The sequence below is a fragment of the Rhizobium sp. S163 genome, from assembly GCF_030380805.1.
Classification (GTDB): domain Bacteria; phylum Pseudomonadota; class Alphaproteobacteria; order Rhizobiales; family Rhizobiaceae; genus Rhizobium.
In genome coordinates, this window is the sequence record NZ_JAUDSA010000003.1 from 986,940 (window position 1) to 1,012,202 (window position 25,263).

Annotated in this window: 34 protein-coding genes and 2 pseudogenes; 15 read left to right on the forward strand and 21 right to left on the reverse strand. The window is 59.3% G+C overall.

Annotated elements, in window-relative coordinates; genetic code table 11:
- Positions 1-280 precede the first annotated feature (280 nt).
- Both QTL96_RS05080 and QTL96_RS05085 read left to right on the forward strand, forming a co-directional pair.
- Complete coding sequence (locus QTL96_RS05080) at positions 281-493, forward strand: hypothetical protein (RefSeq protein WP_289726918.1); 213 nt, start codon at positions 281-283, stop codon at positions 491-493.
- A 4-nt stretch (positions 494-497) separates the two neighbouring features.
- Positions 498-740: a hypothetical protein gene (locus QTL96_RS05085; RefSeq protein ID WP_289726919.1), complete on the forward strand. Its 243-nt coding sequence runs from the start codon at positions 498-500 to the stop codon at positions 738-740.
- A 163-nt stretch (positions 741-903) separates the two neighbouring features.
- On the opposite strand, the pseudogene QTL96_RS05090 reads toward QTL96_RS05085, so the two are convergent.
- Positions 904-996 (reverse strand): annotated as a pseudogene (locus QTL96_RS05090) (exodeoxyribonuclease III); the annotation flags it as partial.
- Between the two features lie 26 nt (positions 997-1,022).
- Positions 1,023-1,232 carry a hypothetical protein gene (locus QTL96_RS05095; RefSeq protein ID WP_289726920.1) on the reverse strand — a complete coding sequence of 70 codons (210 nt, stop codon included), beginning with the start codon at positions 1,230-1,232 and terminating at the stop codon, positions 1,023-1,025.
- Between the two features lie 393 nt (positions 1,233-1,625).
- Between QTL96_RS05095 and QTL96_RS05100 the strand changes: the two genes are divergently transcribed.
- Complete coding sequence (locus QTL96_RS05100) at positions 1,626-1,922, forward strand: hypothetical protein (RefSeq protein ID WP_289726921.1); 297 nt, start codon at positions 1,626-1,628, stop codon at positions 1,920-1,922.
- Positions 1,923-1,934: 12 nt separating this feature from the next.
- Here QTL96_RS05100 and QTL96_RS05105 read toward each other — a convergent pair whose 3' ends face one another.
- From QTL96_RS05105 to QTL96_RS05115, 3 genes are all read right to left on the reverse strand, one after another.
- Positions 1,935-2,111, reverse strand: coding sequence for a DUF3606 domain-containing protein (locus QTL96_RS05105; protein WP_289726922.1), 177 nt, complete (start codon positions 2,109-2,111; stop codon positions 1,935-1,937).
- Between the two features lie 64 nt (positions 2,112-2,175).
- Positions 2,176-2,346: a hypothetical protein gene (locus QTL96_RS05110; RefSeq protein WP_289726923.1), complete on the reverse strand. Its 171-nt coding sequence runs from the start codon at positions 2,344-2,346 to the stop codon at positions 2,176-2,178.
- Between the two features lie 420 nt (positions 2,347-2,766).
- Positions 2,767-3,186 (reverse strand): DoxX family protein, encoded by a 420-nt coding sequence (locus QTL96_RS05115; protein ID WP_289726924.1) that lies wholly within the window; start codon positions 3,184-3,186, stop codon positions 2,767-2,769.
- A gap of 146 nt (positions 3,187-3,332) precedes the next feature.
- Between QTL96_RS05115 and QTL96_RS05120 the strand changes: the two genes are divergently transcribed.
- Complete coding sequence (locus tag QTL96_RS05120) at positions 3,333-3,467, forward strand: hypothetical protein (protein WP_289726925.1); 135 nt, start codon at positions 3,333-3,335, stop codon at positions 3,465-3,467.
- Positions 3,468-3,527: 60 nt separating this feature from the next.
- The gene (locus QTL96_RS05125) at positions 3,528-3,713 is read left to right on the forward strand and encodes a hypothetical protein (protein ID WP_289726926.1); all 186 of its coding nucleotides are present in this window, start codon (positions 3,528-3,530) and stop codon (positions 3,711-3,713) included.
- A gap of 15 nt (positions 3,714-3,728) precedes the next feature.
- Here the strand turns inward: QTL96_RS05125 and QTL96_RS05130 are convergent, their stop codons facing one another.
- On the reverse strand, positions 3,729-4,223 hold the full coding sequence (locus QTL96_RS05130; protein WP_289726927.1) for a hypothetical protein: 495 nt from the start codon (positions 4,221-4,223) through the stop codon (positions 3,729-3,731).
- Positions 4,224-4,372: 149 nt separating this feature from the next.
- Here QTL96_RS05130 and dcm point away from each other — a divergent pair, with 149 nt between their 5' ends.
- Entirely contained in the window at positions 4,373-6,229 is a 1,857-nt protein-coding gene (gene dcm, locus QTL96_RS05135) for a DNA (cytosine-5-)-methyltransferase (RefSeq protein WP_289726928.1), read from the forward strand.
- 226 nt (positions 6,230-6,455) lie between these two features.
- Here the strand turns inward: dcm and QTL96_RS05140 are convergent, their stop codons facing one another.
- On the reverse strand, positions 6,456-6,656 hold the full coding sequence (locus QTL96_RS05140; RefSeq protein ID WP_289726929.1) for a hypothetical protein: 201 nt from the start codon (positions 6,654-6,656) through the stop codon (positions 6,456-6,458).
- 151 nt (positions 6,657-6,807) lie between these two features.
- On the opposite strand from QTL96_RS05140, the gene QTL96_RS05145 reads away from it, so the two are divergent.
- Positions 6,808-7,290: a hypothetical protein gene (locus QTL96_RS05145; RefSeq protein WP_289726930.1), complete on the forward strand. Its 483-nt coding sequence runs from the start codon at positions 6,808-6,810 to the stop codon at positions 7,288-7,290.
- A 24-nt stretch (positions 7,291-7,314) separates the two neighbouring features.
- Here QTL96_RS05145 and QTL96_RS05150 read toward each other — a convergent pair whose 3' ends face one another.
- Together QTL96_RS05150 and QTL96_RS05155 are read right to left on the reverse strand one after the other, a co-directional pair.
- On the reverse strand, positions 7,315-8,043 hold the full coding sequence (locus tag QTL96_RS05150; protein WP_289726931.1) for a hypothetical protein: 729 nt from the start codon (positions 8,041-8,043) through the stop codon (positions 7,315-7,317).
- The gene (locus QTL96_RS05155; protein ID WP_289726932.1) at positions 8,036-8,530 is read right to left on the reverse strand and encodes a hypothetical protein; all 495 of its coding nucleotides are present in this window, start codon (positions 8,528-8,530) and stop codon (positions 8,036-8,038) included. Before QTL96_RS05155 ends, QTL96_RS05150 begins: the two co-directional genes overlap by 8 nt.
- Positions 8,531-8,920: 390 nt before the next feature.
- On the opposite strand from QTL96_RS05155, the gene QTL96_RS05160 reads away from it, so the two are divergent.
- Positions 8,921-9,427: a hypothetical protein gene (locus QTL96_RS05160; RefSeq protein ID WP_289726933.1), complete on the forward strand. Its 507-nt coding sequence runs from the start codon at positions 8,921-8,923 to the stop codon at positions 9,425-9,427.
- Here QTL96_RS05160 and QTL96_RS05165 read toward each other — a convergent pair.
- From QTL96_RS05165 to QTL96_RS31245, 3 genes and pseudogenes are all read right to left on the reverse strand, one after another.
- Positions 9,416-9,589 carry a hypothetical protein gene (locus QTL96_RS05165; RefSeq protein ID WP_289726934.1) on the reverse strand — a complete coding sequence of 58 codons (174 nt, stop codon included), beginning with the start codon at positions 9,587-9,589 and terminating at the stop codon, positions 9,416-9,418. The genes QTL96_RS05160 and QTL96_RS05165 overlap by 12 nt on opposite strands.
- Positions 9,590-9,625: 36 nt before the next feature.
- Positions 9,626-10,216 (reverse strand): prolyl oligopeptidase family serine peptidase, encoded by a 591-nt coding sequence (locus QTL96_RS05170; protein WP_289726935.1) that lies wholly within the window; start codon positions 10,214-10,216, stop codon positions 9,626-9,628.
- Positions 10,217-10,382: 166 nt separating this feature from the next.
- A pseudogene (locus tag QTL96_RS31245) lies at positions 10,383-10,612 on the reverse strand (rubrerythrin family protein); the annotation flags it as partial.
- On the opposite strand from QTL96_RS31245, the gene QTL96_RS31250 reads away from it, so the two are divergent.
- A complete protein-coding gene (locus tag QTL96_RS31250) occupies positions 10,605-10,772 on the forward strand; it encodes a hypothetical protein (RefSeq protein ID WP_354669115.1) in 168 nt (55 codons plus the stop codon). The pseudogene QTL96_RS31245 and the gene QTL96_RS31250 overlap by 8 nt on opposite strands.
- Here the strand turns inward: QTL96_RS31250 and QTL96_RS05180 are convergent, their stop codons facing one another.
- Complete coding sequence (locus QTL96_RS05180; protein WP_289726937.1) at positions 10,773-11,177, reverse strand: gamma-glutamylcyclotransferase family protein; 405 nt, start codon at positions 11,175-11,177, stop codon at positions 10,773-10,775.
- Positions 11,174-12,223, reverse strand: coding sequence for a PAS domain-containing protein (locus QTL96_RS05185; RefSeq protein ID WP_289726938.1), 1,050 nt, complete (start codon positions 12,221-12,223; stop codon positions 11,174-11,176). The genes QTL96_RS05180 and QTL96_RS05185 overlap by 4 nt, the downstream gene beginning before the upstream one ends.
- 112 nt (positions 12,224-12,335) lie before the next feature.
- Here QTL96_RS05185 and QTL96_RS05190 point away from each other — a divergent pair, with 112 nt between their 5' ends.
- The gene (locus tag QTL96_RS05190; RefSeq protein ID WP_289726939.1) at positions 12,336-12,692 is read left to right on the forward strand and encodes a response regulator; all 357 of its coding nucleotides are present in this window, start codon (positions 12,336-12,338) and stop codon (positions 12,690-12,692) included.
- A 7-nt stretch (positions 12,693-12,699) separates the two neighbouring features.
- Here QTL96_RS05190 and QTL96_RS05195 read toward each other — a convergent pair whose 3' ends face one another.
- Positions 12,700-12,924, reverse strand: a complete 225-nt coding sequence (locus tag QTL96_RS05195) for a hypothetical protein (RefSeq protein ID WP_289726940.1) — start codon at positions 12,922-12,924, stop codon at positions 12,700-12,702.
- Positions 12,925-13,089: 165 nt separating this feature from the next.
- Here QTL96_RS05195 and QTL96_RS05200 point away from each other — a divergent pair, with 165 nt between their 5' ends.
- Genes QTL96_RS05200 through QTL96_RS05210 form a run of 3 tightly spaced genes read left to right on the forward strand, consistent with a single transcriptional unit; the run spans position 13,090 to position 14,230 of the window.
- Entirely contained in the window at positions 13,090-13,257 is a 168-nt protein-coding gene (locus tag QTL96_RS05200; protein WP_289726941.1) for a hypothetical protein, read from the forward strand.
- Between the two features lie 5 nt (positions 13,258-13,262).
- Entirely contained in the window at positions 13,263-13,937 is a 675-nt protein-coding gene (locus QTL96_RS05205) for an SOS response-associated peptidase (RefSeq protein ID WP_289726942.1), read from the forward strand.
- The gene (locus QTL96_RS05210) at positions 13,934-14,230 is read left to right on the forward strand and encodes a hypothetical protein (RefSeq protein ID WP_289726943.1); all 297 of its coding nucleotides are present in this window, start codon (positions 13,934-13,936) and stop codon (positions 14,228-14,230) included. The genes QTL96_RS05205 and QTL96_RS05210 overlap by 4 nt, the downstream gene beginning before the upstream one ends.
- 275 nt (positions 14,231-14,505) lie before the next feature.
- Here QTL96_RS05210 and QTL96_RS05215 read toward each other — a convergent pair whose 3' ends face one another.
- Complete coding sequence (locus tag QTL96_RS05215; RefSeq protein WP_289726944.1) at positions 14,506-15,720, reverse strand: IS701 family transposase; 1,215 nt, start codon at positions 15,718-15,720, stop codon at positions 14,506-14,508.
- Positions 15,721-15,841: 121 nt separating this feature from the next.
- On the opposite strand from QTL96_RS05215, the gene QTL96_RS05220 reads away from it, so the two are divergent.
- A protein-coding gene (locus QTL96_RS05220) for an IS5 family transposase (RefSeq protein ID WP_289726945.1) occupies positions 15,842-16,596 on the forward strand; the annotation gives its coding sequence in 2 pieces (ribosomal slippage) (positions 15,842-16,175 and positions 16,175-16,596; 756 coding nt in all).
- Between the two features lie 806 nt (positions 16,597-17,402).
- On the forward strand, positions 17,403-18,551 hold the full coding sequence (gene glf / locus QTL96_RS05225) for a UDP-galactopyranose mutase (protein WP_289726946.1): 1,149 nt from the start codon (positions 17,403-17,405) through the stop codon (positions 18,549-18,551).
- Between the two features lie 188 nt (positions 18,552-18,739).
- Here glf and QTL96_RS05230 read toward each other — a convergent pair whose 3' ends face one another.
- The 5 genes from QTL96_RS05230 to QTL96_RS05250 form a co-directional block, all read right to left on the reverse strand.
- On the reverse strand, positions 18,740-19,687 hold the full coding sequence (locus tag QTL96_RS05230) for a glycosyl hydrolase 53 family protein (RefSeq protein ID WP_289726947.1): 948 nt from the start codon (positions 19,685-19,687) through the stop codon (positions 18,740-18,742).
- A 262-nt stretch (positions 19,688-19,949) separates the two neighbouring features.
- Entirely contained in the window at positions 19,950-22,361 is a 2,412-nt protein-coding gene (locus QTL96_RS05235) for a membrane-bound PQQ-dependent dehydrogenase, glucose/quinate/shikimate family (RefSeq protein WP_289726948.1), read from the reverse strand.
- Positions 22,362-22,611: 250 nt separating this feature from the next.
- Positions 22,612-23,016, reverse strand: a complete 405-nt coding sequence (locus QTL96_RS05240; protein WP_289726949.1) for a low affinity iron permease family protein — start codon at positions 23,014-23,016, stop codon at positions 22,612-22,614.
- A gap of 178 nt (positions 23,017-23,194) precedes the next feature.
- Entirely contained in the window at positions 23,195-23,551 is a 357-nt protein-coding gene (locus QTL96_RS05245; RefSeq protein ID WP_289726950.1) for a response regulator, read from the reverse strand.
- 46 nt (positions 23,552-23,597) lie between these two features.
- Positions 23,598-25,229, reverse strand: coding sequence for an HWE histidine kinase domain-containing protein (locus QTL96_RS05250; RefSeq protein ID WP_289726951.1), 1,632 nt, complete (start codon positions 25,227-25,229; stop codon positions 23,598-23,600).
- Positions 25,230-25,263: the final 34 nt, after the last annotated feature.

A 25,263-nucleotide genomic window follows, 5' to 3' on the forward strand; every position in this document is an offset into this window, starting at 1 on the left:
CCGGCGAAAAAGCAAGGAAGCGGTGCCTGTCGGCGCGAGTTGGGCGGCCGTACGCTTAGGATCGACCCTAACCTGAGAGGATCGGCCTAGCTGCGGTCATGAGCGCGCCGAATCCTTCCCCCTCAAGGATTCGAGCCGATGACGCAGCGTCTGGGAACGGCAAGGCACAAAGCCGATGGGTTCCGTGCCGATTGGAAGATGACGCTCGCTTCTCGTAATTTTTCGGAGACTGCCGAACAATCTATCAGGGTCGTCGTTAGGCTCCGAAAGGAGATGACCCATGTCCAAGATCACAGACGGCGTGAACGATCGACCGAAGGATGCCTCAATCGCACAGAGCGGTCCCGGTCTACCTGACGATTCCAGCCAGCCGATCGAGGCGACCGACGAGGAGGTGGAGCGTGTCCGCGCCAAGCTCCAGGACGACGCTCGAGAGAAGGTGAAGAAGGAAATCGACGAGCAGGTCGAGAAGCCACAGCGCGGATCGGCGTGAACCGATGCCCGGAGCGTTCACATCCATCAGCATATTCGCTTTCGACCTCGATGACCGCGGTCAGCCCATTCAAGTCTGGAAGACGGTCTTCGACGGGGACGAGGCGCACGCCGTCGCGAAGGCGAAGGAAGCCGCCAGCGGTCATGCGGGCATACTCGTCGTCAAACGGGAAGGGCGTCCTGCGGTCGGCGAGGAAGGCGACCCGATCATCGTCTTTCAGACAGGGCGGGCCGGAGACTTCGACTAGCCGGCGAGCAGTCGGCCCTCGCCTGCAGTTATGCTTGCGACCATAGCTGCCAATGACATCCAGCCCATACGGCTTGGGAACGAACACGGTATGGCCGGGAGCTCGTGCGGCCGGAGGCGATGTCCGCCGGATGCGATGATGACAGGCATGTCATGCGGGTCGCCTTGTCCTGCGGTGCCTTGATCTCCTGCAGGCAAACGACATCCGGCTCGGCCTCCTCCAGCCATCGCAGGAGGATTTCGAGCCGGCCGTTCACTCCGTTGACGTTTTAGGTCGCCAGATTCAAGCCTGCCCCTCTTCGAGATCGCGTTCCTCCTCGATCGCGGACAGCCGGGCGTTCGCCGCATCAAGCACTGCGGTCAGGAATTCAACGCGCGTCCATCCAACGAGATGGGCTTCCTCCACCAGGAGCTGGACTGCGTAGTCGACAGTCTGGTCGAGTTCGACTCTCCGTTCGGGAGTGTCAGGCTCGTTTGTTGGAGGGTCGATCATCGAAGTCTCCGTGCCGGGGTGGTCGTGGCCCATAACTCGCAGATGTAGCGATCGTTCCGCCCGGCGTCCGGGGCGACCGCGGATGGTCAGCGATTTTGACGTACGAACCCGTCCGGCTACGGACTCCGGAACTCCAGGCGCGCATGATGGTTGTGATCGAGAAGGAGATCATCCCATGACGAAGGTGAGAGACCGGGTCAAAGACCGCCCCAGGGATGAAAACCATCGCCCAGAGCAGCGGCCGCGTACCAGACGATTCCAGCGCTCCGATCGAGGCGTCCGAATGAAGAGATCGCTCGCGCTCGTGCGAAACTCGGCGCCGACGACGGAAACAAAGACTTCGAGCAACTCGAAGGGCCAAAGCACGGGACGGCCTGACCGGCGGACGCCCACATGAGCTATCTGGTCGAAATCCTTCTTCCGATAACCGGCGACGACGGCCGCGGCGCCCTCGAACGAGTGCGTAACGAACTCACGGAAGTGTTCGGGGGCGTCACGATGCATGTCGACGCGCCTGCGGAAGGCATCTGGAAGAACGAGGGCGACGTTGACCGCGACAAGATCGTGGTTGTCGAGGTGATGACGGAGCATCTGAACCGGGAGTGGTGGGAAAACTACAGGAGAGAGCTGGAGGCTCGCCTTGGTCAGGACGAGATCGTGATCAGGGCCGCCCAAGTCGAGCGGCTCTGAAGCGCTCGCCGATCAGCGATGGCCGATTTCGGCTTCGACCTTCTTGCGCGAATTCCCGGCGCTTTTCACGGCCTTCTTTACTGTATCCTTCGAAACGTCTTCCTTCTTCGCTTCGTAGCGGACTTCGTGATCTTGGCCGGCGGCGACTTTCGCGCGATCCTGCGCTCTGCCTCGGGACGTGGTAGCCATGTGAATGCCTCCTGATGGTTTCGACCTTGTAAAAACGGACGCCGATTCAAGAAGTTCCCGAGAGCTACGGTGCGAGGCACTCTTCGCAGATGCCGCACCCGTCTTCGTCCAAGAAGGATTGCGAGCGTCCGCAGCAAAGACAGTTACACGGGCCGTCGCGATCGAAGTCGTCGTGCTCCGGCGGCAGGATCTCGATTTCGGGGGCGGCTGTCAGTTCCAGGACATCGTTTTCCATTCTCGAGTGCTCCAGATTCGAGGACACCCTTTAGATGGTGAGGATTTCGACTGGAACAAGAAAGCCCTCTCTCGCCCCGCGATTGCCGGTATGTCGCTCGATGACTGACGGAACAAACCAGATGAAAACCCGATAGCAATGGACGCTGGAGTGTGCCGGCCGGGGAGCCAGCAGCGGTCTTGATACTCTCGATGACCTAGCGCTCGGCTTGATCCGTGAAAACCTTCCGGGGGTGATGCCGACTGACTGGATCGGGGCGACCTTACAGATCGACGAAGACGGCGGGACGCATGTGTCGGCGCACGAGTGGTCGCTGCGCGTGCGACGGTTGCAGAACGCGGTCGACGATCATTCCTTGATCTCGTAGGAAGCCGCGTTGTCCTGCACGTCTCGCTACCGAACGACATCTGGCATGAGCTCTCATCTCTCAGTTGACCGCCTCAGGATGGGCCAGGATGTCACCTCGCCCGCGAACAGCGCAAGCCATACGATCAGGGGCTGAAGAGGAAGGCGGATCAAATGGTACGCCCATTGTTGCGCCGACGGCAACGGTCCTCCCAAGATGTCGATTGCGTGTTTGATGTTCGCCGGAAATACGCACATAGCGTAAAGTGCGAGCCCGATCGCTGCGTAACGTCGCGTCCACGGCAGTAGCAAACCAATGGCTCCAGTCAGTTCGCAAATTCCTGTGACGAATATAACCGCAGGAGCTTCGGGAACCCAGCCGGGCGTTATCTTCAGGAATGGAGCCGGGATCGCTATATCGGCGGCACCGGCGACTAGGTAGATGATTGAGATGCAGACGCGGAGACGACGGCGATGGATTTCGATCAATGTCATGAAAGCATATACGCCGATCGAGCCGTTTTGGTTTTCGCCCCCAAGATAGCGCTCGCCGAGTTTTCAAGCAGATTTATCGCACAGATGTGGCCGGCGGAACTTTTCCACGCACCCGCCATTCCCTTAAGCCACACTGGAGAAAACGTATGTTCGCCCTGTTGACCATCCTGACCGTCCTCATCGCAGCCATGTTCATCGGACTGGTCGCCTCCACATTGAAAGAATTGCGGCACGAGGCCGTCGATATCAACGCAACGGCGTTTCGAAAGTCCGGCCGATAGTCAATGCGTACGCTTCCGCACGCGCTCACAGGTCTCCAACGCTTCCATTTCAACGTCCGCATGGGCGACGAGCTTTTGATTGATCGAGATGGCGTCATGCTGCCCGACGTCAGCGACGCAATCGCGGAGGCTTTGATCTGCGCGCAAGTTCAACGTACTCCCTCCAAAGGCGGGGCGTCCGGACGAAGGCGCTTCGAGATCGTGGACGATGTCGGCAAGCTTCTCGCGACCGTCCCCATCGACTGAGTTCAGTCGGATGGGCTACGCCTTGAGCAACCTACGCCATTCGATCGCCAACTCCACGACGTCAGCGACGGGCCGGGCGATGTCGATCCACGTGCCGAACGACATCATGTCTGGGAGATCGGCGATCTCCCCTGAGTATCGAATAGCGCCAACGTTCGCCATCAATCGGGCGTCAATTACTATCGGCTCATTGAGCTCGCCATCTGCATCGTGGCTGTCGAACACGACAAGCTGGGCGTCGAACTTTTTGTGGAGCTGAACGGCTTCCCATACCTGTCTGGCAACGAATACGGTCGCCCCTGCATGGGCGAGAGCAGCTTCGAGACGTCGGGCGATTTCCGGCTTGTGCTGGACAACTACGATAAAGCCTTCGAGTGCTGGTGCTGGAAAAGCCATGATTGTGAACCTGGATGATTGCACCGTGCCGGTTCGCATGCCCGCAGTGCGTATTTCATTAAGAACGAGCTCGGAGCCGACTCCGTTGAGATCGCTTGCATTTGAACGATCCACTTACCGGCCCTGAAAGATCCGATGTCGTATGGACGTCCTGAAAGGGGACACTCCGCATGGCCGACATCGACCCGAAGGCTCAGGCGCTTTCCGCCGCAATGAACAGGATCATCGAGCTTCAGAAGCAGATGACCGATCGTGTCCTGCAGATGGCCGCCGAAGTCGCCAAGCTGACGGACATAGTCCCTGCCGCGGAAGCGAAAGCTTTCCTAAAGGCGCGGTGCAACTTGCCTGCCACGGAACTGTCGACCTACCTGGGATTCGCGACGACGCTCAAGGGTTCGGAAGGCGTTCTTCAAAAGAGCCGCGCATCATTTCCGGTCGTGAAGGCTCTGGTATTCGCCGATGCCGAAACGCGACGTGATATCCTGGAGCGTATGGAGATCGGCGCCCGTATTGATACGAAGGACGTCGCGACTATCCGCAGGAAGCTTGCGGCCGCGAAGCTGACTGTCGCAGAACAAGAGGCGATCATCAGACGCAAGGCCGCAGCAGCGACCGCGAGACGACACGCCCGAGATACGATGGCTGCCTTCCAGGCCGGGCTAGAGGCCTTTATCGGGAAAGTCTCGGTTCTGTCGCACGAAGACCGGATTGTCCCTTCTTCATTGATGAACGAGGCCGCCGGCCTGTTATCCGAGTTCGAATCCTTGTTCGGCGACAAACATCCGTCAATCACCGGGTTGCGGGAGCGCGATCCCGGATACTGGGCAGCGAGAGCACATCTTGCTTTGAAGCGCTTCCGCGACGGTCGGTTCGAAGGCGATCGAGGTTATAGTCTCGGGCTGCGCGACAACGACCTCGGCCCTACGGCAATCGACGCCCTGGCAGCGATGACCGGCAAGCCGACGAAAGCATGGGGCGTAGTTCGCATGCCGTCGGTGATGGCTGTGCTTCCCCCGGAACGCTTCCGTCCCCGCGTACTCGAACTGTGCGCGGGCGCCGGAGGTCTTGCTCTGGGCCTCGAACTCGCAGGATTCAAGCATGTCGGCCTAGTCGAATTTGACAGGAACGCCGCGGCCACCCTGCGGAAGAACCGGCCGGAGTGGAACGTCATCGAGCATGACGTCCGAAAGGTCGATTTTACGCAGTACCGGAACCAGCGCGTTGACCTGCTGGCGGGCGGCCTCCCCTGCACCCCGTTCACGACAGTGGGCAAGCGCAAGGGCAAGGCCGATGAGAACGATCTGATGATGGAAGGTGTCCGGGCCGTGCGGGAGGTCGCCCCCAAGGCGTTCGTCTTCGAAAACGTCGAAGGACTGCTTCACTCCAAGCATTCGGACTACCTCGCCTTCCTTCTGCGGAAGTTCTCGAAGGCTGGCTACGTGACGGACATCCATCGCATCAACACGCGGGATTACGGCGTCGCGCAGGACCGCTCGCGAATCATGATCGTCGGTTTCCGCAAGGACTTGGCGGACGTCTTCCGGATGCCGCCGAAATTTCCCGGCATGGCGACCAACATGGGCGACGTCCTTCATGACCTGATGTCGGAGAACGGTTGGAATGGTGCGGACGACTGGGCGCGCACGATGCGCGAGCGGCCGGAGTTCGACCGGTTCGGCAATCCCATCGGCGTCGGAGCGCTATCGGACACGATCCGTGGCTATCAGGGCAGTCCGAAGGAAGGCGAAGCGCGACGTGCGCTCATGAACGGGGTATCGTATGCGCCTCTGGCGAAGGCGGCGCCGACGAATGCTGAGGCCGCGCGCGAAGGATTCGTGCCGGGCCTAACGACGAGGATGCGCGCCAGATTGCAGGGATTCCCGGATGAGTGGGCGTTCGTCGGCGGGCTCGGGAGCGTCGCCGATCAGATCGGGAATGCAGTCGCGCCGGCTGTCGGGCAGGCGATGGGACTGGCGTTGATGTCGGCGTTGACGGGATGGGAGTTCGACTGGGAGGCGATGTTCCACTCGGGCGCTGGAAGCAGAAGGTCTTTGGTGTCGCCGCCGCCCCTTGACGACCGAGATTTCCTCACAATCAGGGGAAAGGTTCCGCTGATATGAATTTCAGGGTCGAGAGCTACAAAGGCGGGACGGCACGCTCCGTCGTTTGCAACGAGACGAACATGACAACGTCATCGAAGTGCTCGTGACCGAGGACGAACTCGATAGCCTTCTGGCGTTCCGAACGACGCCGTGAAGCGCTCGCCGTTATAGAAGTGCTCGTCAGACAACAGCCGAACATGCCCCCGCAGACGTGCGACGGTCAACGTGAGCGGATCGGAAAGGTTCAGCACAGCTCCCGGACCTGCTCGTCCTCAATTTGTCGCCAACTCGCGGATTCAGCTTTGATCTTCTCGACGGCCGTCCTTTCGCTCTCGGACAGCGAGGCTATTTCCAGAGCGCGCTCTTTCAGTAGGCACTCGATGGCGCCGACGTTTCGCGCCGAGTAAAGTTTGAGCAGTAGCTTGTAAGGATCGGTCGTGGCCATCGGTCTCTGTCCTTCTGATCATTGAATCATCGGACACCGGGAGGCCGAACACAAACCGGCGTAGCCATCCGCCACCTTGCGTGGGATCGGTGGCGCCGATTGCTTCGGCCGTGATACGAAGGAGGTGTCTTGCTTGGGAAAGAGAAACTGTATGCGCAGACGATACGTTGCAAGCCTAGGAGTCCTGCTAACCGCGGTGGTGGCCACAGCCGCCGACTTCAGGCCGTATGGCAACGGCCGCTTCGGATACAGCGTCGACCTTCCCGAGGACTTCAAGATTGTGCTCACTCCGGAGAATGGCGACGGCGTCGGTCTTGAGAGCGCAGACGGCCAGGCGAAGCTCTCCGTTTGGGGGAACTACTTTACCGAGGGCGGCTTCTCGCAAGAGAGCGATCTCCGGAAGAAGTTCGAGATCGACGATGGCTGGAAGTTCACCTACGAAAAGCGCGGAGCTGCGTGGGCGAGCTATTCCGGCTCGAAGGGCGACCGCATCATCTACATGCGGCAGATCGCGCTGTGCGACGACGCCATGGGGAACTTCACGCTGGACTATCCGGCCGCGCAGCAGAAGCGGTATGGGCCGGTCGTCGACAGGTTGGTGAAGACGCTGAAGGCGCCGAAGCACTGCGAGTGATGCTTCCAGCAGCGTACTAAGACGTTAAGGCGCAAATGGTTCGAACACGTTGAGCAATAACATTTCTATGTGGCTCGCCACCATGTTGGGACCGGTTTTAAGGCTGTTTGGATGGCCGCATCCGTTCCTTAGCTTCAGCGCTTTGAGAAGCTCTTCCTTAACGTTCTTACCAATGACGCCGATCGGAACCAATCGTTCGAGAAAATCGGACTCGCCCATTCTAGTGAGGCCGTCCGCGTTCACAGCCTCTTTCCATTTCGCATTCACACTCTTCGCCTCTTTGTTGAACGCTGCAAGGTGGCTTGTGGCGACCTCGTGGTAGAGGACGTCGACCGCCGAAATCCACGACATGACGATTGCCGACCGATGCAGACCGGACTCGTAACAGGTTATCGCCTCCTCTACGAAGGCCCTCGTCGTGGCGTTTTTGATGTTCCCGAGATGACGTCGAAGATCGGTGGCAATACGCACCGCGACAGGATTTTCAGGAACAACGCCCAATCCTTGAAGGTGGGCGTTCCCGGCCTGCGAAAGCTCCCAGCCCGTCGGCACGCGCAGGGCCAGCCCGCCGCTCTTTCCCAAGATATCCGAAAGGTTCCATTTCTTCGGGATGCGAAATCCAGCTTCGAGTGATCGCCCACGGATGTTCTCGAGCTTCACTGGCCCATCGAACGTTCCCAGTATGAGCAGCAGCTTGTCACGACTGGAGACGTCGCGATGAATCCAGTCCTTTAAAAGGGCGACATCAAGCAAGCTGAGCCACCAACTGATCATAGGTTTCCTGGTTCAATGAATAGATGTCGGTGCCGATCTGATTAAACTTCGAACCCACCAAAGTCTTGAGTGAGGTCGACAGGTTGCCGGACATCGACTCCTTGTAGGCCATCGTTGCCTTCTTCATAGTCGTCAACAGTTCAGCCCTCGTGAAGGATTCCTTGCCTTCGTAGATTTGCAGTGCTGCGGCAGCGGCCACCGCGACCTCACCGCCGCTCTTCGCTTTTAACGTCGACGCAATGCTATTGATGTGAAGCGTTTGCCCAGTCGGCCTGGGCCGATCCAAGACCTGGGACTGGGGCGGATGTGAAGAATGTCCAGAGTCACCTCCCTCGGCCAGGACGGGCACTTTGAAAAGCGTCTCGATGTGCGAGAACAGCTCCTTGATGTCGGCGACACCCAGTTCGGTCTCGCCTTCGTATTCGAATTCAACAGGTCCAGCTTTAATTCTAATTTTTGCGCTCATTCTCATGCTCCGGCGACAATAAAACGGCATATGACGTGTCGAGTCCCTGGCAGGTGTCAAGTTGAGAGCGCTGTTTCTAAACAAGGACTCACAGTTGTTTGAGGCTTTCCTTCAAGGCCAACGACTGCGTTAATCACGGCGCCCCGTTCACGCGCTTCCATTGAGCAGACCCATGCATTGATGTGTTTCCGATCAACGTTGGCGAAGGCTTTATGCTCGAAAATGAGAAGGGAGATGTCTTTATCGGTCGTCTCGCAAGGGTGCTTGATGACAGCCGGGGCGACATCCATGATCGAGTGGCATTTCTCCCAACCTTTTTCCTGAACGGAGCGCAGCCATTCATGCCATGAGGGACGAACTTCGGGAAAACGCGAAGACTGGGCAACGGGTTTGTTCCGGCACCCTATCCGCATCGTCCCTGCCCTGCTGGAACGCAGTTCGCAACTCACACCACACAGGATTCGGGAACGCCCACATTTCCGCATACGGTCGCCATCCGAAGAAGATCCGCGCATCGTCCGACATCTCATCCCGTATGGATTCGATTTCTTCGACGACGGTCGCAACCTCCCGCAGGAACGGCAGATTTCGCGACATGCGGTTCAGGTCGTCCTGCGCCGACGTAAGGTCTTCGTCCGCGTCGATGAAGTCCTGATCGAGGAACTGGAAGACCCTCGCCGCCTCGACGCCGCGCCTGTAGGCGACGTGCCGGAGATCGTCGAGAATGCGGTCGGCGGCCGCCCGGTCGAAACGCGTACGTCCCCTCCTCCTGAACAGGGCGGTCTTCAGCCGTCAGAAGCGGGCGGTGCCGTTCAGACCCTTCCAGCCGGTGACCTTCGGCGGTGCGTTGGCGGTGATGGATTCGATGGTCATGCTGTCTTTCCTCTATCCCTGTAGTCGCTGTCTGATCTTCCGGCGCGTCTTCGGCGTCGGGAGGTTCGTGGTGTCGTCAGGTTTCAACCCGTCGACGATCCGCTTGTCCGTCAGATGGCCGCCGCCGATAAGCTCGAGCCACAGGCCCACGTCGACGTCGTCCTGTTGGGTGTATTCGTCAGCCATGGCGGGGAAACGATCTCGACTTCGACCGATTGCGTTTTAGAGAAACGACTTCTTGAGGAAGGATAGCGCCTTCTGCGCGCCGGCGCTGGAAATCGTGTGGCCAGTGCCGCGCTCGATATCCAACTCGACCTTGAAGCCGGCCGTGCCAAGCTGGGCGGCGGCGAGTCGGGAAGCCATCGGCGGAATGGTGGTGTCGTTCTCCCCGTGCACGAGTAAAACGGGCGTGCTCTTGCTTGCCGACGAGACCGGTTGGGGCGGAAGGAGGCCGGAGAATGCGACTGGAGCGCCGACTTTCCAACGTCCGGAGGCGACGGCGTCGAGTCCCATGATGGCTCCCTGCGAGACGCCAACGAAGGCGATCCGGTCGTGCCGGTCGTCGAATCCTTCGCGGTGGACGACGTCGGTGATCAAATCGTCGAAGGCATTTCTAGCAGCAAGGATCCGCGCAGGATCGAGTGGGTTGCCTTCGGTCGAGAACCATTGATGACCGTAACGGTGGTGCATTGGCGCGTCCGGAGCAACAAACCGCATTTCCGGGAGGCTGGCACGCCATGACGATGCCAGCGGCATAAGCTGCGCACCCGACGCGCCGATGCCGTGGAGACAGATGATCAGGGGTTCGGCCAATTGCCCTCGCTCGTGATTACCAGAAAAGCGAGGGCGCTCGACCCGTCATGGGGAGCGCCCTCGTTCACCCGGACAGCACCGCGCTCGCGAAATCATTCCGCGGAACAGGCCGTCGTTGGTTCGGGTGGTAGTCCCTAGATGATGTTTCCGGCGACGATCTTCAAGATCACAGCGTCTTGGCGGTCGTCTCCATCCATGCGCGATGCTTCTCCTCGTCTGATGAGCTTTCGTGAAGAACGCTTTCGACGCCGGGATGGCATCTTCGTGGCGGACAGCCCTCTCGTACGCGGTCACGGTGTCGTCCTCGCTTGTTTTCATCACCTTGAGGATCGCGCCGTCGCCCATCATGTCGGCGAGCGCAATCTTGCCAGTCGTCAGCATCTGCTTCATGTCGCCCGACACGAGAGTCGACGCCCTTACATGGCTAGCGAAGAACAGGCCGGATCTGGCCGTCGTCGATCCGAGGCTCATCGACGGCCTCTGCATGGACGTGGTCGAGGTTCTCGCTAAGATGAAAATTTCCGTCGTGGCTGTGGAAAGCGGCGAGCGATCCTGACTATCGGTCCCATGGCGGGACGAACCGCCTGTCCTGATAGTCGCTGAGGTGGCCCGAGTGGAGCGGGTCGAGCCACTTTTCGGATTTCATGAAGCCGATAGCCGTTGTCGGCACCCCTCCTCCGACCGGCGCGACGTCGACCGTCGAACGGAAGCTTCCCTCCTGGCCGACTGCTTCAAGTTCGTCGAGGGTTTGGAGGCGTCCCTCCTCGACCTCGAACAACTCGCCCCGAACCTGCAGTCCTTCTCCCGGACGGTCGAGCATCATCGGGCCGTAGAAGGACCCGGCGATGTACATCGGATAAAGTTCGATCGTTTCAACGTCGCCCAGGTAGCGGGCGCCATGCAGACCCTTCTCGAAGAGGGGAAAGCCTCGCTTCAGCGTGCCGTAGATGAATACCTTCATGGATTGGACTTCAGGCTGCGGCCGACGCGGTCCAGGGACGGAAGATCGACGCGAAGTCGCAGGCCATCGTCCTGCCATTCTCGGGTGATCCTGCCGCCAAGCTGCTTTTCGAGGACGGCCCCCAGCAGGACGTTTCCGAAGCCTTTCCGTGGTTCGGCCGGGACCGCGACCGCTCCGCTTTCCAGCCACTCGAGAACGATCCCGTCGCCTTCTCGTTGCCAGCTTATATGAAGCCGACCTCCCGGTCGGGATAGAGCGCCATGAACCGCTGCATTCGCGGCGAGCTCGTGGATAGCCAGGCCGAGTGGCTGTACCGATGGTGCGGGAACAGTCACTTCGGACCCTTCGATCGCGACTCCGGCCTCGCTGAACACGGCGACCTGCAGACGGACGATGTCGCTAAGAGACACCTGCTGCCATCCGTTGTCGGCCAGCAGGATATGGGTTCGTGACAAGGCTTGAACGCGCTGCTGCACGGAAGCGGCGTAGGCGGCTGCGCTGTCGGAGCGGCTCAGGCGCACGATGCTGTCGACGATCGCCAGAACGTTCTTGGTTCGATGATCGACTTCAAGAAGCAGACGGTGTTCCGCCTCCTCCAACGTCTGGACTTTCCGATACTCGGTGACGTCGATCTGGGAGGCGAAGTAGTACGCGAGTTGGCCATCGTCGTCGCGGATTGGACTGAGGTGGAGCTGGTTCCAGAACGGGGCGCCGTTCTTCTTGTAGTTCAGGACTTCGACCGTGCCCTCGCGCTCCTGAGCGATTATGGCGCGGATTTCCGCGACGGCTGTCCTGGAGGTCTCCTCGCCCTGGAGCATGCGGCAGTTTCTGCCGAGCAGCTCCTCGGCGTAATAGCCGGTGAGGTTGAGGAAGGCGTCGTTGGCAAGTACGATCGGGTTGTCGGGCTGGCGGGCGTCGGAGACGACCATTGGCATGCGCGTCCTCTGGAATGCAAAGGTCGCCAGTTCTTTGTGATCGGCCATTCCCTGATTGGAGGCCGCGGCGGGCTCGTCGCCATGGATGTCGGACTTGTCGGCTTCAGGCACGGTCTACCTCTCGTGATCGCCGGATAACGTCGAACGAAAATAATGGTTTCACGGCATTTCGCTCTCGAAACCGTCACTTGCATGTGGGGATGACTGAACCTACGGTCGCGACATGGAAAAGGTTGCGAACATCGGTCACGTGCTCGTCCTCGAGGACGAGCCATTCATCTCCCTGGACATGGAGGAGATGCTGCGTGAACTTGGAGCGACCGACGTGACCGTGTTCGACATGCGATTGGACGCCCTGGCTTGGCTTGCTACCAATCGGCCTGATGTCGCCATCGTCGACCCGCGTCTGAACGACGGCTTGTGCACGGACGTCGTCGAGGCGCTCGCGGCAGCAAGCGTTCCGTTCGCAGTGTACTCCGGAGCGGACGTCGACGAGGACGTTTTCTTCAAAGGCGGCTGGCTGACGAAGCCCACCATGCCGGAAACGCTAAAGGAGACTCTTCAAGACCTCCTGGCCTGACGCGCTGTTAATCGCTGTTCCCGGCGGCGTCAGGTGAAGCAGTCAGGCTGCGCGAACCGCCATCAAGGCGACAGGCATTCTTCGCAGATGCCACAACAATCCTCGTCCATGAACGCGCGACGTCCGCAACAGTCGCATAAGGACACCTCCCCGCGCTTAGCGCATTCTGCTCGGGGGAAAGGATCTCCATCAGGTCATCGTCGAAAACCTCTGTGAGGATCAGGTCGTTCATGCGCCGGCTCCGCGGGTTATCCGCCTTGAGATGGTGACGGCGCCATCTCAGTCAAGATGGGCGCCTTGACGGTTGAAGAACGGGCGACATCTCAATGGGATGACCCGAGTTCCCTCACCTCGCTTCGACGGACATCCCGACCGTTTCCTGCGATGCCAAGAAGCCATGGACGATGCCTTCGCGAAGGTCGCGGCGACCGCCGTCAAGGCCGGTTGGAAGCCTGAAGAGGTGGCTGCCGCCCTTGTGGAGCTCGCGGACAATCGCATGCTCTCGGTACTTGCCAGTCGTGGTGTGGAGCGCGATCCTGTGGCCCTGCGGAAAGAGAGACCATAGAAAACATGTGCGGTAGGTTCACGTTCGAACATGAGTGGCGGGCTTTCGTTGATCTCTATGATCTTCCAACGGACCAGGAGCGCGGCCGCAACACGGCCGCCCGCTACAACATCGCGCCGACCACGCAGGTGCTGATGGTTCACAACGATGCCGACGGGAGGCAGGTTGCAGAGGAAGCGCGATGGTGGCTCGTACCATGGTGGGCCAAGGAGACGCCAAAGGCCGCAATGTTCAACGCACGCATCGAAACCGTCAACACTGCGCCGGCCTTCCGCGACGCGTTCAAGAGCAAGCGTTGTCTGGTCCCTGCGTCGGCTTTCTATGAATGGACCGTCGACGACATCGACGGCAAAAAGAACCCCTGGCACATCCACCTACCGGGCGACCAGCCGTTTTCGTTCGCCGGATTGTGGGCGCGCAACGACAAGCTGGGCGTCACGAGCTGCACGATCGTCACCATGCCGGCTGGTGATCCCATGAAAACGCTTCACAACAGGCAGCCGGTCATCCTGGATCCCACGGTCTACCAGGAATGGCTCGATCCTTCGACGCCTGGCCCAAGAGCGAAGGCTCTGTTGCAGGAGAACCTAGATGGCCGGCTCGAATTCCACCGGGTTTCGCGGGACGTGAACTCGTCGAAGTTCGAAGGTAAGCCTCTGCCGGAGGTGAACTCGCTATGACCGTGACGACGGACATGATCTCGGAGTTCGTCCGGGCGGCAAACTCCGTTCAACGGCTGGCCCTGGTGGAACGGCGTCGTCTTCTCGAGCGCGGCGTGACTGCTTCCGGGGCGCTGCGAGGTCTCCTTTTGAAGACGGGGAAGATCGCGCCGTTCGACGAGGCGACCGAGCGGGTCGTGGACGACATCGTGCAACACATCGAGGAGATGTCGGACGAGACTGTCGCGAAGGCTCTGCTGGCGTTGGCGAGCCAGATCCGCACGTTGCGGATATTGAACCGGGAGCCGGCGTGAACGGAGGCGATTGCCTACTCCTTGCCTGGAATGAAATTCAAGGCCGCGCCTGCCGGTATCAATGGCCTAATGTACGCTCGCGCCAAACGCCATGACTTGAACATCTCGTTCACCAGCCTAGCATTACAGTTGCAATTTAGTCTTAAGATGAGCTCGTCGTGCAGTCGCCTGATGGGCGCGCCTCCAGCATGACCATGCGATGATATAGGCAGGGCTTATGCGACGCTGAGCGAGTCTGATGGCGATGCGCCGGACTTCCTGGATAGACCAGCGGATCAAATCCTGATGGTCGGCATCCGCGGTCTTTTTGGGGGCGTCGCGTCATTGGCGCGATACCGGATCACCGCCATCATTGCGAAGGCCAGCATGACGAGGGAAACGTGGCGATGCCAGCCATGCCATGAGCGGGTTTCGTTGTGGTCGAGTCCGAGCTCGTTCTTTGCGGTCTCGAAGCTGTCTTCGATCGCCCAGCGATGGCCTTCAACGGAAATGAGCGTCTGGATGTCCGTCCCGGCAGGGCACCATGTCGTGAAGAATGCGAGATCACCATCGCTGATATTGCGCCGGATCAGTAGGCCACGGGTCCAAAGACCTGACTTCGTCTCGTTATATTCGTCGGCATGGAGATCGGCGAGTTCGCAGTAGGCCCAGTCATGAAGCCGTGCGCCTTTGGTGCCCTCACCAGCGGAAAGACGTCGCCATGCGCTTGGATCGAGATCACGGGCGATCTCCTGCGCTGTGCCGGCGACCGGAGGCTTTCCGGACCAAGAGCCGAAATGGTGGTCCGATTTGACGCCAAGAACGTACCCTTTGCAGGCTCGGCGCAGGGCTCCCTCGATGTCACCAACGCCATAAACCGCATCTGCAGCCACCCATGAAAACGGCACATCGGCTGCCAATGCTCGCCGTATCATATCGACAGCCAGACCTGGCTTGGTAGCAAAGGCTGTACCCTGAGGAACATGAGTTGCCGAAAGCCTTGCCGGATCCGCAGCCCAGATCTTGGGCAAGTAAAGGGCTCGATCGATAAAGGCATGACCGCGAACGGACACATAGGTGGCGAACACACCGATCTGGCAGTTCGTTATCTTGCCAGCCGATCCTGTATATTGACGTGCAACACCGCACGACGTCTTGCCCTGCTTGAGGAAGCCTGTTTCGTCGATGACTAGGACTGCATCATCCGTGGCGAGGTTATCCACGACATACTGCCGCACGATGTCGCGAAGTGCGTCGGCGTCCCAGCGCCCGCGCCCTAGAATGGCTTGTTGCCGCCACGGGCCGGGATCACCGGCTGCCTCAGCACGCATCCAACCTGTCTTACGCCGCTCGTCACCAAGCAAGCCGTCCAGGAAAAGGTTCGCAGATAATGCGACACGCTCCTGCGTAAACAGTCCGCGCATACGAGCCTTCACGTCACGCAACGATGATGCCCATAGCTCAAGCGTCGTCTCGATTGCTGCACCTGCCATCCATGACCTCCGAATCATGGAGACCTATAGATTCAGACTACAGATAATTATGCAACTGTAATGCTAGGCTCAGGACCTATTAAATTACTTGTTATGTTTCCTCGGTTTTGATTCACTTGGATCGAACGGAGGGACCGTCATGTGTGATTTGATGTTGTTGTCAGAGGCGCAAATGCGCCGTATCGAGCCTTATTTTCCGCTATCGCATGGCGTTCCGCGCGTTGATGACAGGCTTGTCTTGAGCGGCATCATCTTCGTCTTGCGGAATGGTTTGCGATGGCGCGACGCTCCCAAGGAATATGGGCCGCACAAGACGATCTATAACCGCTTCATCCGCTGGAGCAGGCTCGGCGTGTTCAATCGCATTCTGGCCGAACTGACGGCAAAGCGCGGTGAACCTGAGCAATTGATGATCGATGCCACCCATTTGAAAGCCCACCGCACCGCAGCCAGTCTGCTAAAAAAGGGGATGTTCCCCGACGTATCGGACGCACCAAAGGCGGGTTGAACTCCAAGCTGCATGCTGTCTGCGATGGTAACGGCCGGCCTCTGATCCTCCTTTTGAGCGAAGGACAGACAAGCGACTACAAAGGTGCTGCGCAAATGCTACATGCTTTCCCCAATGCAAAGACGCTTCTGGCCGACAAGGGATATGACGCTGACTGGTTTCGTGACGCGTTGGCACAACGCAAAATAGAGGCCTGCATCCCATCGCGGGCAAATCGCAAGGTGCCAATACCGCACGATCGGGCGCTCTACAAAAAGCGCCACAAAATCGAAAACATGTTCGGAAGGCTCAAGGACTGGCGCAGAATTCACACCAGATACGATCGCTGCGCACACACCTTCTTCTCAACAATATGCATCGCAGCCATTGTCATCTTCTGGATTTGATTTAACGAGTCCTGAGCCTAGATCGGTTCGCCGATGCCGGGACTGTCTTGGCGTTCACGGCGGGCTCATGGTGCGCGCAGAACTCCTGAGTTCGCTCAGAATTCAAGTCGTGCGGCACCGAGCGGAACCGATCCGCTCCGCCTAGGTTGTCACTGGCAACCAAGGAGGAAAGTGATGTTTTTAAAAATCGCAGCCGTATCCCTGTTGTCGCTTGGCATGGCGACTTCAACTCTTGCGCAGACGGCCGGCAGTGCAGGCCAAGGCTCCGGCTCGGGCAGCGGCACCAGCCAGAGCGGCGGCAGTGGTGACGCAGGCACGGGGTCGAACAGCGGCTCTGGCAACGGGTCCGGAGCAACCGGATCCGGATCTGGAGACACAGGCGCCGCGAGCAATCCGAACCAAAACGGCCAAAACGCCGGCGCCTCAGGCGGCGACGCTAATGACTGCCAACGCCAGCACGCTGGAGACACTTCGAACCCGTCTCCAACTTCGGGCGACCAGTCGAACAAACCTGACGCAGCCAACGCCTGCAAATGACGTAAGCGCCGCCTCGATTTATTGTCGAGGCGGCGTGTCTTGGAGATGACGGGCGGAGGAGCCACAAACACGACCGCAAACGAAATTCAGCTTCATCCAGCCTCCACGGCGAAGTCCGCAGCAGGACGCCTGGTAATCCTACTTCGAACACCCTTTCGCTGTCTGGCCTTGCGACGTCTAAGGAAGATGCAGGCTACCAGATTAGAAGTTAGATAGCTGCTTTGAGCCGTAAGTGTCACACCATCTTTTAAGTAGAAAGGCCCTGAAACATGGGCGGAAGTATATTAATTGTCGGCGCGGGGCTTTCCGGCGCTGTTATAGGACGGGAGCTTGCTCTATCCGGACATAGGGTCGAGATCGTCGACGAACGTGACCACATCGCGGGAAATTGCCATACGCAGCGCGACGCCGAAACGGGGGTCATGGTCCACGTCTACGGCCCTCACATTTTTCACACTGACGACGAAGAGGTATGGAACTACGTCAATCAGTTCCAGACCTTTGTCCCTTTTAAGAACCGCGTGAAGACTACTAGCGGCAAGCAGGTTTACTCGCTCCCCGTCAATTTGCACACGATCAACCAGTTTTTTGGGAAGACCTTTAGGCCTGATGAAGCTCGCGCCTTCATCAAGGAGAAAAGCGACAAGTCGATCAACCAGCCTCGGACCTTCGAGGAGCAGGCGCTCCGCTTCGTCGGCAAGGAGCTGTATGATGCTTTCTTCCGGGGATACACCGAGAAACAATGGGGCTGCCCCCCAAAGGAACTCCCGGCCTCGATCCTGAAACGCCTCCCGGTACGCTTCAACTACGACGACAACTATTTCTCCCACAAATACCAGGGGATGCCCGAAACCGGCTATACCGACATGGTCTCGCGGATCCTAGACCACCCCAACATCTCGGTAAGATTATCGACACGGTTCCATCGGAATGGCGCCGTCTCGGGCCACACTTTTTACTCCGGCCCGCTTGACGGCTATTTCGACTTCGAGCTTGGCAGGCTTGCTTATCGCACACTTGATTTCGAACGCTTCATCTACGATGGCGACTACCAAGGCTGCGCGGTCATGAACTATGGGGACGCGTCGGTTCCATTCACAAGGATCACGGAGCACAAGCACTTCTCCCCTTGGGAGCAACACGCAGGCTCTGTCTGTTACCGCGAGTTTTCACGCGACTGCGGCCCGCACGACATCCCGTATTACCCGGTTCGCCTTGTTGCGGACCGACAGCTACTCTCAGATTACGTGACTCGCGCAGAGGCGACGAGCGGCGTGACATTCGTCGGGCGCCTTGGGACTTATCGGTATTTGGACATGGATGTAACGATCCGAGAAGCGCTAGATGCTGCCAGGTTCTATCTGGCTCGCGCGCCCGGCGACACCGATATGCCTGCTTTTCTTCATCCACCCCTCTAGGCCGCCTACGCGTCACCCTGATTTCATTTCTTTTGACGATGCCGCACGGCGCGGCAAGACGGAGCTCGCAGCAAAGCCAAATTGTTGCTCCGGTCGCAACGTGCCTCATGTGAGCCCTAACAGATCGAGGAGTTTCGCGGCCACCGCACGCGATCGGATTAGCGGCGCTTGATCGGGGCTTGGCCGGCTCACGCAGCTTGCGCCGTTCGCAGTCGTGCCAGTTCGGCGGACAGCGCCGGATCGACCGACAGGTCGCTGCGGATCAAGCCATGGCTCCAGCGACTTCGGGAGCGAGGTGAATGCCACGGTGGGCAATCCACGATCGGGTACCAGCATACGCCCGCGATCTCGGCGCCGTGCATACGAGCGACGTCGACCTGATCGAGGACATGCCGAAGCCATCCTCCTTTATGGAAACCCGGATACCGGCGGTGATGAACTGGATGCCCGTCGTGCCAACTTGTCTCCGACACCATGATCGGCTTCCTGTATCGACGCCAAGTCTTGACGAGCACCTTCGACAGGATGGTGCGCGCCGTATGCGGATAGTAGTTCACGCCGACGACGTCGACGCCCACCGCGGACACGATGGCGTCGGTCGCTTCGAACTGTCGATCACCCACACCGGTGATTGGATCGTTGGTGAGAATACCGACGTCAGGATGATTGTCTCTTGCTGCGCGAGCCATCGTGACTGCCATGTCGATTGCCTCCTGGCGAGGCATGCCAGCGAGAAGCGGATACAAAGATGGCTCGTTGACGGGACAAAGCCATAGCCGCTCTCGTCCCGAAATGGTCAGGGACGCCTCGGCCACAATTCGCGCACAGCGAACTGGGTCGAGGTTGCGGTGATAATGCGATAGGTCCCAAATGGCTTGAACTCCCGCAGCGTGGGCGACCTTCAGCCGTTCGATCACGTGGTGACCGGGAACCAGACCGTCCCTCACGGTCGCCATCCCATGCTCGGCGGCAATCCTGAAATGAGCGTGCATACGATCCGCAGGCGTGTGTCGCGTCGTTAGAAGCAGATCGTGGCGGCCAGCATGCACAAGACCGCATTCGAAGCCGGCGATCATCTCGCTTTGAAACAAGGGCCTCTTCGCACCGAAGCTGAGTTGCTGCTGGTGGAAATTCATGAGGTGAGCTTTACGAGATTCGCCCCACCGGATTCAAGACGATCCTCGTGCCGGAAACGACGAAGGCGTGGTCTTCGGAGCAACGGCGGCCAAGCAAAGCTGCTGGTTCTGGGAAACACGAGGCCGAGATCGGTTTTGCTGGAAAGCGACCTCCGCCGGAAGCTCGGGGAGGACTGGAGCTTCGCCTAGGAGGAACGCGGAGCTTCATGGGCGAGCTTCTCTGGGGTGAAAGACGGACGGACGCTGCGAAATCGCTGCGTATCTATTTGGGAATGGCGAAGGCGATGACCTGGTCTCCGTTCCTTGATTGGATGCCACCGTGACCGCCGGCGGCAATGGCCACGTACTGCCTTCCATCCGAGCCCACATAGGTCAGTGGCGTCGCATTCCCGCCGGCTGGGAGATGAAACTCCCACAAAGTCCGGCCGGTCTTCCCATCGAATGCCCGAAGATATTGGTCAGTCGTCGCGGCCATGAACACAAGGCCACTCTTCGTCGCCACGCTGCCACCCATGCTAAAGATACCCGTCGGCAGTCCAAACGGCGCCCTGAGGCCAGATGGTCCCATATCTCGAGTGGTGCCGATTGGACGCTGCCAAACGACCTTCTTCGTCAGGAGATCCACGGCCTGCATCTGCCCCCACGGCGGGCGCACGCAAGGAATGCCCACGGCGTTCAACCATGGCTTCACCACGATGGAGTAAGGCGTGCCATGCTCGGGGTTGTTCGAGAAGTCTGGCTGCGGGTAAGGCTCGCTCCATCCACCCCACGGCTGGAACAGTCCCTTGTCGAGCGCGGCTTTGTACGGGAGCATCTGAAGCTGGAAGGGCATGAACGTCGTGTTGATGTAGAGAAGCTTGCGCACCGGATCGATGGTCGCCCCGTACCAGTCGGACGTTCCGTCGAAGGCGGGCCACCCAATGGTCGGAATCTCGCCGGGCGGCGTGAACAGCCCGTCGTCGCGCATGCGGTGGAATGCGATTCGGCAAAGAAGCTGGTCGACTGGCGTCGCGCCCCAGGTGTCCTTCTCCTGCAGCTTCGGCGCGAGCATCTGCGGCATGCCTGTCGAGAAAGGCTGTGTGGGAGAATATCGCTCACCGGGCATGTCTCCTTTCGGCACGGGCCGCTCTTCGACGTCCGCGATGGGACGACCATTCCGGCGGTCGAGCAGAAATAGCTGTCCTTGCTTGCTTGTCTGGACGAGCGCCGGGATCGTGCCGCCCTTGTCGTCAGGAAGATCCACGAGCGACGGTCCTGCTGGTAGGTCGAAATCCCAGAGGTCGTGATGGACGGTCTGGTAGTGCCAGCGCTCCTCACCTGTCGTCAGGTCGAGAGCGACCAGCGCGCTCGAATACCCGTCGTCGAAAGGCCGGCGCTCGCCGCCGAAGTAGTCCGGCGTGGCGTTGCCCAACGGGACGAAGACGAGATTGAGCTTGGCGTCGGCCGTATACACTCCCCACCCGTTGGGCGTTCCGCGGGTATAGACCTCGTCCGGGGCGAGCTTCTTGTTGGCGGGCGTCTTGCCCAAGTCCCAAGACCAGGCAAGCGCCCCGGTGTTCGCATCGAAGGCTCGAATGACGCCTGACGGTTCGCCAACAGACTGGTTGTCATACACCCACCCTCCGAGAACGATCTTGCCGTTCATGACTAGCGGCGGCGACGAGATGAAATGGAAGCCCGGTGGAACGGGTCCCATGTGCTCGCGAAGATCAACCATCCCATGCTGGCCGAATCCTTCGCAGGGCTTTCCGGTCTCGGCATCCAGTTCGAACAGACGAGGCAGATCGGAAGCCGTCGAGACTATGCGGGTATGGCACTCCGACTGTGCATCCTGAACGCCGGAGCCCTCGAAGTAGGAGACGCCGCGGCACGCCTGATAGACGTTGTGGGACATGTCGCCGGCGGGATCGTACCGCCATCTGAGCTTGCCCGTGGTCGCGTCGAGAGCGACCACCTCGCGATGCGGGGTGCAGAAGTAGAGACTGTCCCCTACCTTGATCGGCGTCGCTTCGAAGCTGAACTCCCTCCCCTTGGAGTTCTCGCCATCGCGAGGAAGGTCCCCTGTCGAAAAGGACCAGACCTGCTTCAGGTTTTTGGCATTCGACGGATTGATTTGATCAAGCGGCGAATAGCGGTCGCCGGAAGGTGTGCGCCCGTAAAACTGCCACGCCTCAGGTGAGACATCCTCGGTGGTAGCGGTTGCCCGCGCATCCCAGCCCGTCGGCTCAGCGAACGTCATTGTTCGCGAACTGGTGATCAAATAGCCGGACGCGAACACAAAGAGAAGGATGACGAGGGACAAGGCAAGATTCGAGGCAATGAAGCCGAATCCCGCATCTTTGCGGCTTCCACGAAGCCTGCCGGCTATCCAAGGCGACCATACCCAGAGGCCGAGAATGGCAGGACCAACAAGTCGGGGAATGAGCGCCCAGCCGTCGAGCCCAACCTCAAAAAACGACCAAGCCAGAGTCCCGACCAGAACAAGACTATAAAGCCACGGTCCGGCTATGCTCCGTCGCATTAAGAGAACACCGCAACCAATGAGCGCGATTCCTACGATTAAGTAGTAGGTGCTCCCTCCAAGGAACACGAGCCATCCTCCCAGTCCACCGATGCAAAGGCCTAACAGAATGACGACGACGGCGGTTAGGCCGGGCAACGATAGAATGCGCATTTATGGCTCCTGATCATACTGGGAGGTAGAGCGGGCTTTCGACGTGTCCAGGCTTGGTCGATAGCTAAGAAGGGACCGGTCAATTACCCGTTCCAAGGGAGCTCCACAGCCGCTGGGGCAAACGCACCCGCCGATAGCCGGCAACGAATGCGATCCTTATTGACCAGGAGTCATCGACGGCATGCGGGCCCTTCGACCTATCGCTAAGCCGAAGGATTGGAGGTTGGACACGGAAGAGCGACGATGGGATTCAACGACCTTCAGCGGCCTTCTCTTCGGCGACGTCTTCGACGCATTCGGCTTTTTCGGCCAGCGTTTTGCTCATCTCGCGTAGCTGCTGCTCGTTCAGTTTCTCGATGCCGACGAACTTGTTCTGCGCCTGCGATGACAAAATAAGTTCGTCGAGCTTCGCCTGCAGAGCCTTGCCGTCCCGGTTCTGGCTGTTTTGCAGGACAAACACCATCAGGAAAGTAATAATGGTGGTCGAAGTGTTTATTACGAGCTGCCAAGTCTCTGAGTAGCCGAAGAACGGACCAGATCCCGCCCACACGGCCACGAGTACTACCGCAAGCACGAAAGTCGCGGGCTTTCCCGAAAGATCGGCAATGGCGGTAGCGAATGTTGAAAAGAAGTTGGAAGCGGTATGTTCGCTCATGAGTGCCTCGCGTTGCCCCCCGGCGAATATTAACGCGTCCTCCGGCCCTTAGTTCCGCGAGCAACGTCGGCGTACGCTGGAGTACCAACGCCCAGGCCAAGGTTGACGCGAGCAAAACTTAAGCTCGGCAAGTGCATGCGCCCAAGCACGCTGGATCTCTTTCCAACGACTGCGGCGATCAAGCCGCCATCTCTTGAAGCTGCTCAGTCATCTTGCGTAAATCATACGGCTTCGAAAAAAAGACGCCGCCCTCCGGGAGCTCCTCGCTCGTCGGCCTATGTTTGCCGGACACGACGATAATCGAAATAGGCGGCCAGCGGTCACGGACTGCGGCAGCCAGCATTAATCCGTCCATGCTCCCCGGCATATCTATATCCGTCATGACGATCCGAATATCGGAATTTGTCTGTAGTAGCGCGATGGCCTCATCGGCGTCCGCGGCCTCCAAGGCGACAAATCCCGCGTCCTCCACCAGATCTACAGCGAGCATTCGGAGCAGGGATTCATCTTCAACGATCAATATCTTCGTAGTCATGTGAGTTTCCAGGTGTCCCCCGATCGAGACCAACTTCCGACATCGATCACGGTTCCGTTACATCGAAGGCAATTTCGAAGCGCAACCCGGACTCTGCGAATTCCTTTCGAATTTTGGCCTTCGCCCCGACTGGGAACGCGCGCTCGATGAGCACAGAGCCGAACCCCTTGCGTGTAGGCACGGCGACCGCCGGCCCTCCTAGCTCGATCCACTCGAGATGCACGCGGCTACCGGAGGTCCATCGGATCGACACGGTTCCGCCTTCAGAAATCAGACTACCGTACTTCGTCGCATTGGTAGCGAGTTCATGGATGACCAGCGACAGGGGCATGGTCAAGTCAGCCGGCAGCACCAGATCGGGGCCCTCGAGCGAAATTCGGTCCGCTGACGACGAATGAGCGCGCAGCGCCGCCTCCAGTACTCCGCGAATTGGCGACGCCGAACCCTCCTTCGACAAGATGAGGTCGTAAGTACTGGAGAGAGCCAGAAGCCGCTCCGAGAAAGACTCGTATTGACCTCTATCGGACCTTGCGAAGCTCTGCCTGGCAATCGCTTGCACGAGGGCAAATCCGTTCTTCACCCGGTGGGCCAGTTCACTAACCAACAATATTCTATCTGCCTCGGCTTTCTCGTTCTGCACACGCCGGCAATCAAGCTCGTCAAGCAGGCTATCGAGGGACGCCCCGACCGCGTGAAGCTCATCCGTCGGTTTCATCATGGTGCGAGACTTCGTCCTGCCCTCCCGCCAGTTTTGCAGAACGGATGAGATACGCGAGATCGGGGCAAGGAGAAAATGGCGGCCAATAAACATCGCGAGAAGGAGAGAGATCAGCGCGCCAGTTGCGATACCGACGAGGTTTGCCAACGTAGCCCGGTCGATCGGAGCGAAGGCTTCGGTAGTCGAGAATCCCGCGCTGACGTAAAGCGGATTCGCGGGTAATGATATGGGCCGATAGCCGAGCACGCGTGCGGTGCCATCCTGGCTCCGCACTTCGACGACGCCGGGTGCATCAGCGTGGACGAGCTTCTGGTATTCGCCTGGAATGACAGTGCCGACGAACTTTTCCGGCAAGGGCACACGCGCCAAGATGGTACCGTCGCGGTCCGCCAAGGTCACCGCATTGCCGGGAGCGACGCCGCGCTCTGTAATCCGGGTCTGAAGCCAGTCCAAGCGGATGCCACTGACTACGACCGCGGTCACCTTTCCGTCTTCGATTAGCGGCATTGCAAGCGGCAGCACCGGGCTTCCGGAAATTCGGCTGTTCGTGAAGCGGCCCACCACGAAGTCCCTGGTGGAAATGGCTTCATTGAAGTAGTCGCGATCGTTGAAGCTGACCCCGACAGGCATCTCCGCGCTTCCGCAGACAGGAATTCCATCCGGTCTTAAAACGAAAAGAGTTTTGATGTTCGGGACGCGGGACGCAAGCGACTGCAAGGCTTCGTTGCAGACCGGCGCATCGAGATGCCGTACGGAAGGCATGGAAGAAACCGCCACCAGCAGCGAGCGGAGACCCTCGACGATACGTTCGACTTCCGACGACGCCTGACGTGCCGCCTGGGCGGCGTTCGCACGCACTTCATCGCCACGCTGCTGGCGAATAGCGTACTCGTTGTAGCCTGACATCGCGAGCACGGGAGCCAGCGCAGCAACCGCAACCGCCACGAGCTTTAGTCTCATGGAAATCCCCTCTGTTGCCAGAGGGATAACATGG

Excerpts from the sequence above, each read along its gene's own strand:
- QTL96_RS05080 (WP_289726918.1), top strand. The coding sequence starts at position 281 with ATGTCCAAGATCACAGACGGCGTGAACGATCGACCGAAGGATGCCTCA.
- QTL96_RS05085 (WP_289726919.1), top strand. The coding sequence starts at position 498 with ATGCCCGGAGCGTTCACATCCATCAGCATATTCGCTTTCGACCTCGAT.
- QTL96_RS05095 (WP_289726920.1), bottom strand. The coding sequence starts at position 1,232 with ATGATCGACCCTCCAACAAACGAGCCTGACACTCCCGAACGGAGAGTC.
- QTL96_RS05100 (WP_289726921.1), top strand. The coding sequence starts at position 1,626 with ATGAGCTATCTGGTCGAAATCCTTCTTCCGATAACCGGCGACGACGGC.
- QTL96_RS05105 (WP_289726922.1), bottom strand. The coding sequence starts at position 2,111 with ATGGCTACCACGTCCCGAGGCAGAGCGCAGGATCGCGCGAAAGTCGCC.
- QTL96_RS05110 (WP_289726923.1), bottom strand. The coding sequence starts at position 2,346 with ATGGAAAACGATGTCCTGGAACTGACAGCCGCCCCCGAAATCGAGATC.
- QTL96_RS05115 (WP_289726924.1), bottom strand. The coding sequence starts at position 3,186 with ATGACATTGATCGAAATCCATCGCCGTCGTCTCCGCGTCTGCATCTCA.
- QTL96_RS05120 (WP_289726925.1), top strand. The coding sequence starts at position 3,333 with ATGTTCGCCCTGTTGACCATCCTGACCGTCCTCATCGCAGCCATGTTC.
- QTL96_RS05125 (WP_289726926.1), top strand. The coding sequence starts at position 3,528 with ATGGGCGACGAGCTTTTGATTGATCGAGATGGCGTCATGCTGCCCGAC.
- dcm (WP_289726928.1), top strand. The coding sequence starts at position 4,373 with ATGGCCGCCGAAGTCGCCAAGCTGACGGACATAGTCCCTGCCGCGGAA.
- QTL96_RS05140 (WP_289726929.1), bottom strand. The coding sequence starts at position 6,656 with ATGGCCACGACCGATCCTTACAAGCTACTGCTCAAACTTTACTCGGCG.
- QTL96_RS05145 (WP_289726930.1), top strand. The coding sequence starts at position 6,808 with ATGCGCAGACGATACGTTGCAAGCCTAGGAGTCCTGCTAACCGCGGTG.
- QTL96_RS05155 (WP_289726932.1), bottom strand. The coding sequence starts at position 8,530 with ATGAGCGCAAAAATTAGAATTAAAGCTGGACCTGTTGAATTCGAATAC.
- QTL96_RS05165 (WP_289726934.1), bottom strand. The coding sequence starts at position 9,589 with ATGGCTGACGAATACACCCAACAGGACGACGTCGACGTGGGCCTGTGG.
- QTL96_RS31250 (WP_354669115.1), top strand. The coding sequence starts at position 10,605 with ATGTCGCCCGACACGAGAGTCGACGCCCTTACATGGCTAGCGAAGAAC.
- QTL96_RS05180 (WP_289726937.1), bottom strand. The coding sequence starts at position 11,177 with ATGAAGGTATTCATCTACGGCACGCTGAAGCGAGGCTTTCCCCTCTTC.
- QTL96_RS05190 (WP_289726939.1), top strand. The coding sequence starts at position 12,336 with ATGGAAAAGGTTGCGAACATCGGTCACGTGCTCGTCCTCGAGGACGAG.
- QTL96_RS05195 (WP_289726940.1), bottom strand. The coding sequence starts at position 12,924 with ATGAACGACCTGATCCTCACAGAGGTTTTCGACGATGACCTGATGGAG.
- QTL96_RS05200 (WP_289726941.1), top strand. The coding sequence starts at position 13,090 with ATGGACGATGCCTTCGCGAAGGTCGCGGCGACCGCCGTCAAGGCCGGT.
- QTL96_RS05205 (WP_289726942.1), top strand. The coding sequence starts at position 13,263 with ATGTGCGGTAGGTTCACGTTCGAACATGAGTGGCGGGCTTTCGTTGAT.
- QTL96_RS05210 (WP_289726943.1), top strand. The coding sequence starts at position 13,934 with ATGACCGTGACGACGGACATGATCTCGGAGTTCGTCCGGGCGGCAAAC.
- QTL96_RS05215 (WP_289726944.1), bottom strand. The coding sequence starts at position 15,720 with ATGATTCGGAGGTCATGGATGGCAGGTGCAGCAATCGAGACGACGCTT.
- glf (WP_289726946.1), top strand. The coding sequence starts at position 17,403 with ATGGGCGGAAGTATATTAATTGTCGGCGCGGGGCTTTCCGGCGCTGTT.
- QTL96_RS05230 (WP_289726947.1), bottom strand. The coding sequence starts at position 19,687 with ATGAATTTCCACCAGCAGCAACTCAGCTTCGGTGCGAAGAGGCCCTTG.
- QTL96_RS05235 (WP_289726948.1), bottom strand. The coding sequence starts at position 22,361 with ATGCGCATTCTATCGTTGCCCGGCCTAACCGCCGTCGTCGTCATTCTG.
- QTL96_RS05240 (WP_289726949.1), bottom strand. The coding sequence starts at position 23,016 with ATGAGCGAACATACCGCTTCCAACTTCTTTTCAACATTCGCTACCGCC.
- QTL96_RS05245 (WP_289726950.1), bottom strand. The coding sequence starts at position 23,551 with ATGACTACGAAGATATTGATCGTTGAAGATGAATCCCTGCTCCGAATG.
- QTL96_RS05250 (WP_289726951.1), bottom strand. The coding sequence starts at position 25,229 with ATGAGACTAAAGCTCGTGGCGGTTGCGGTTGCTGCGCTGGCTCCCGTG.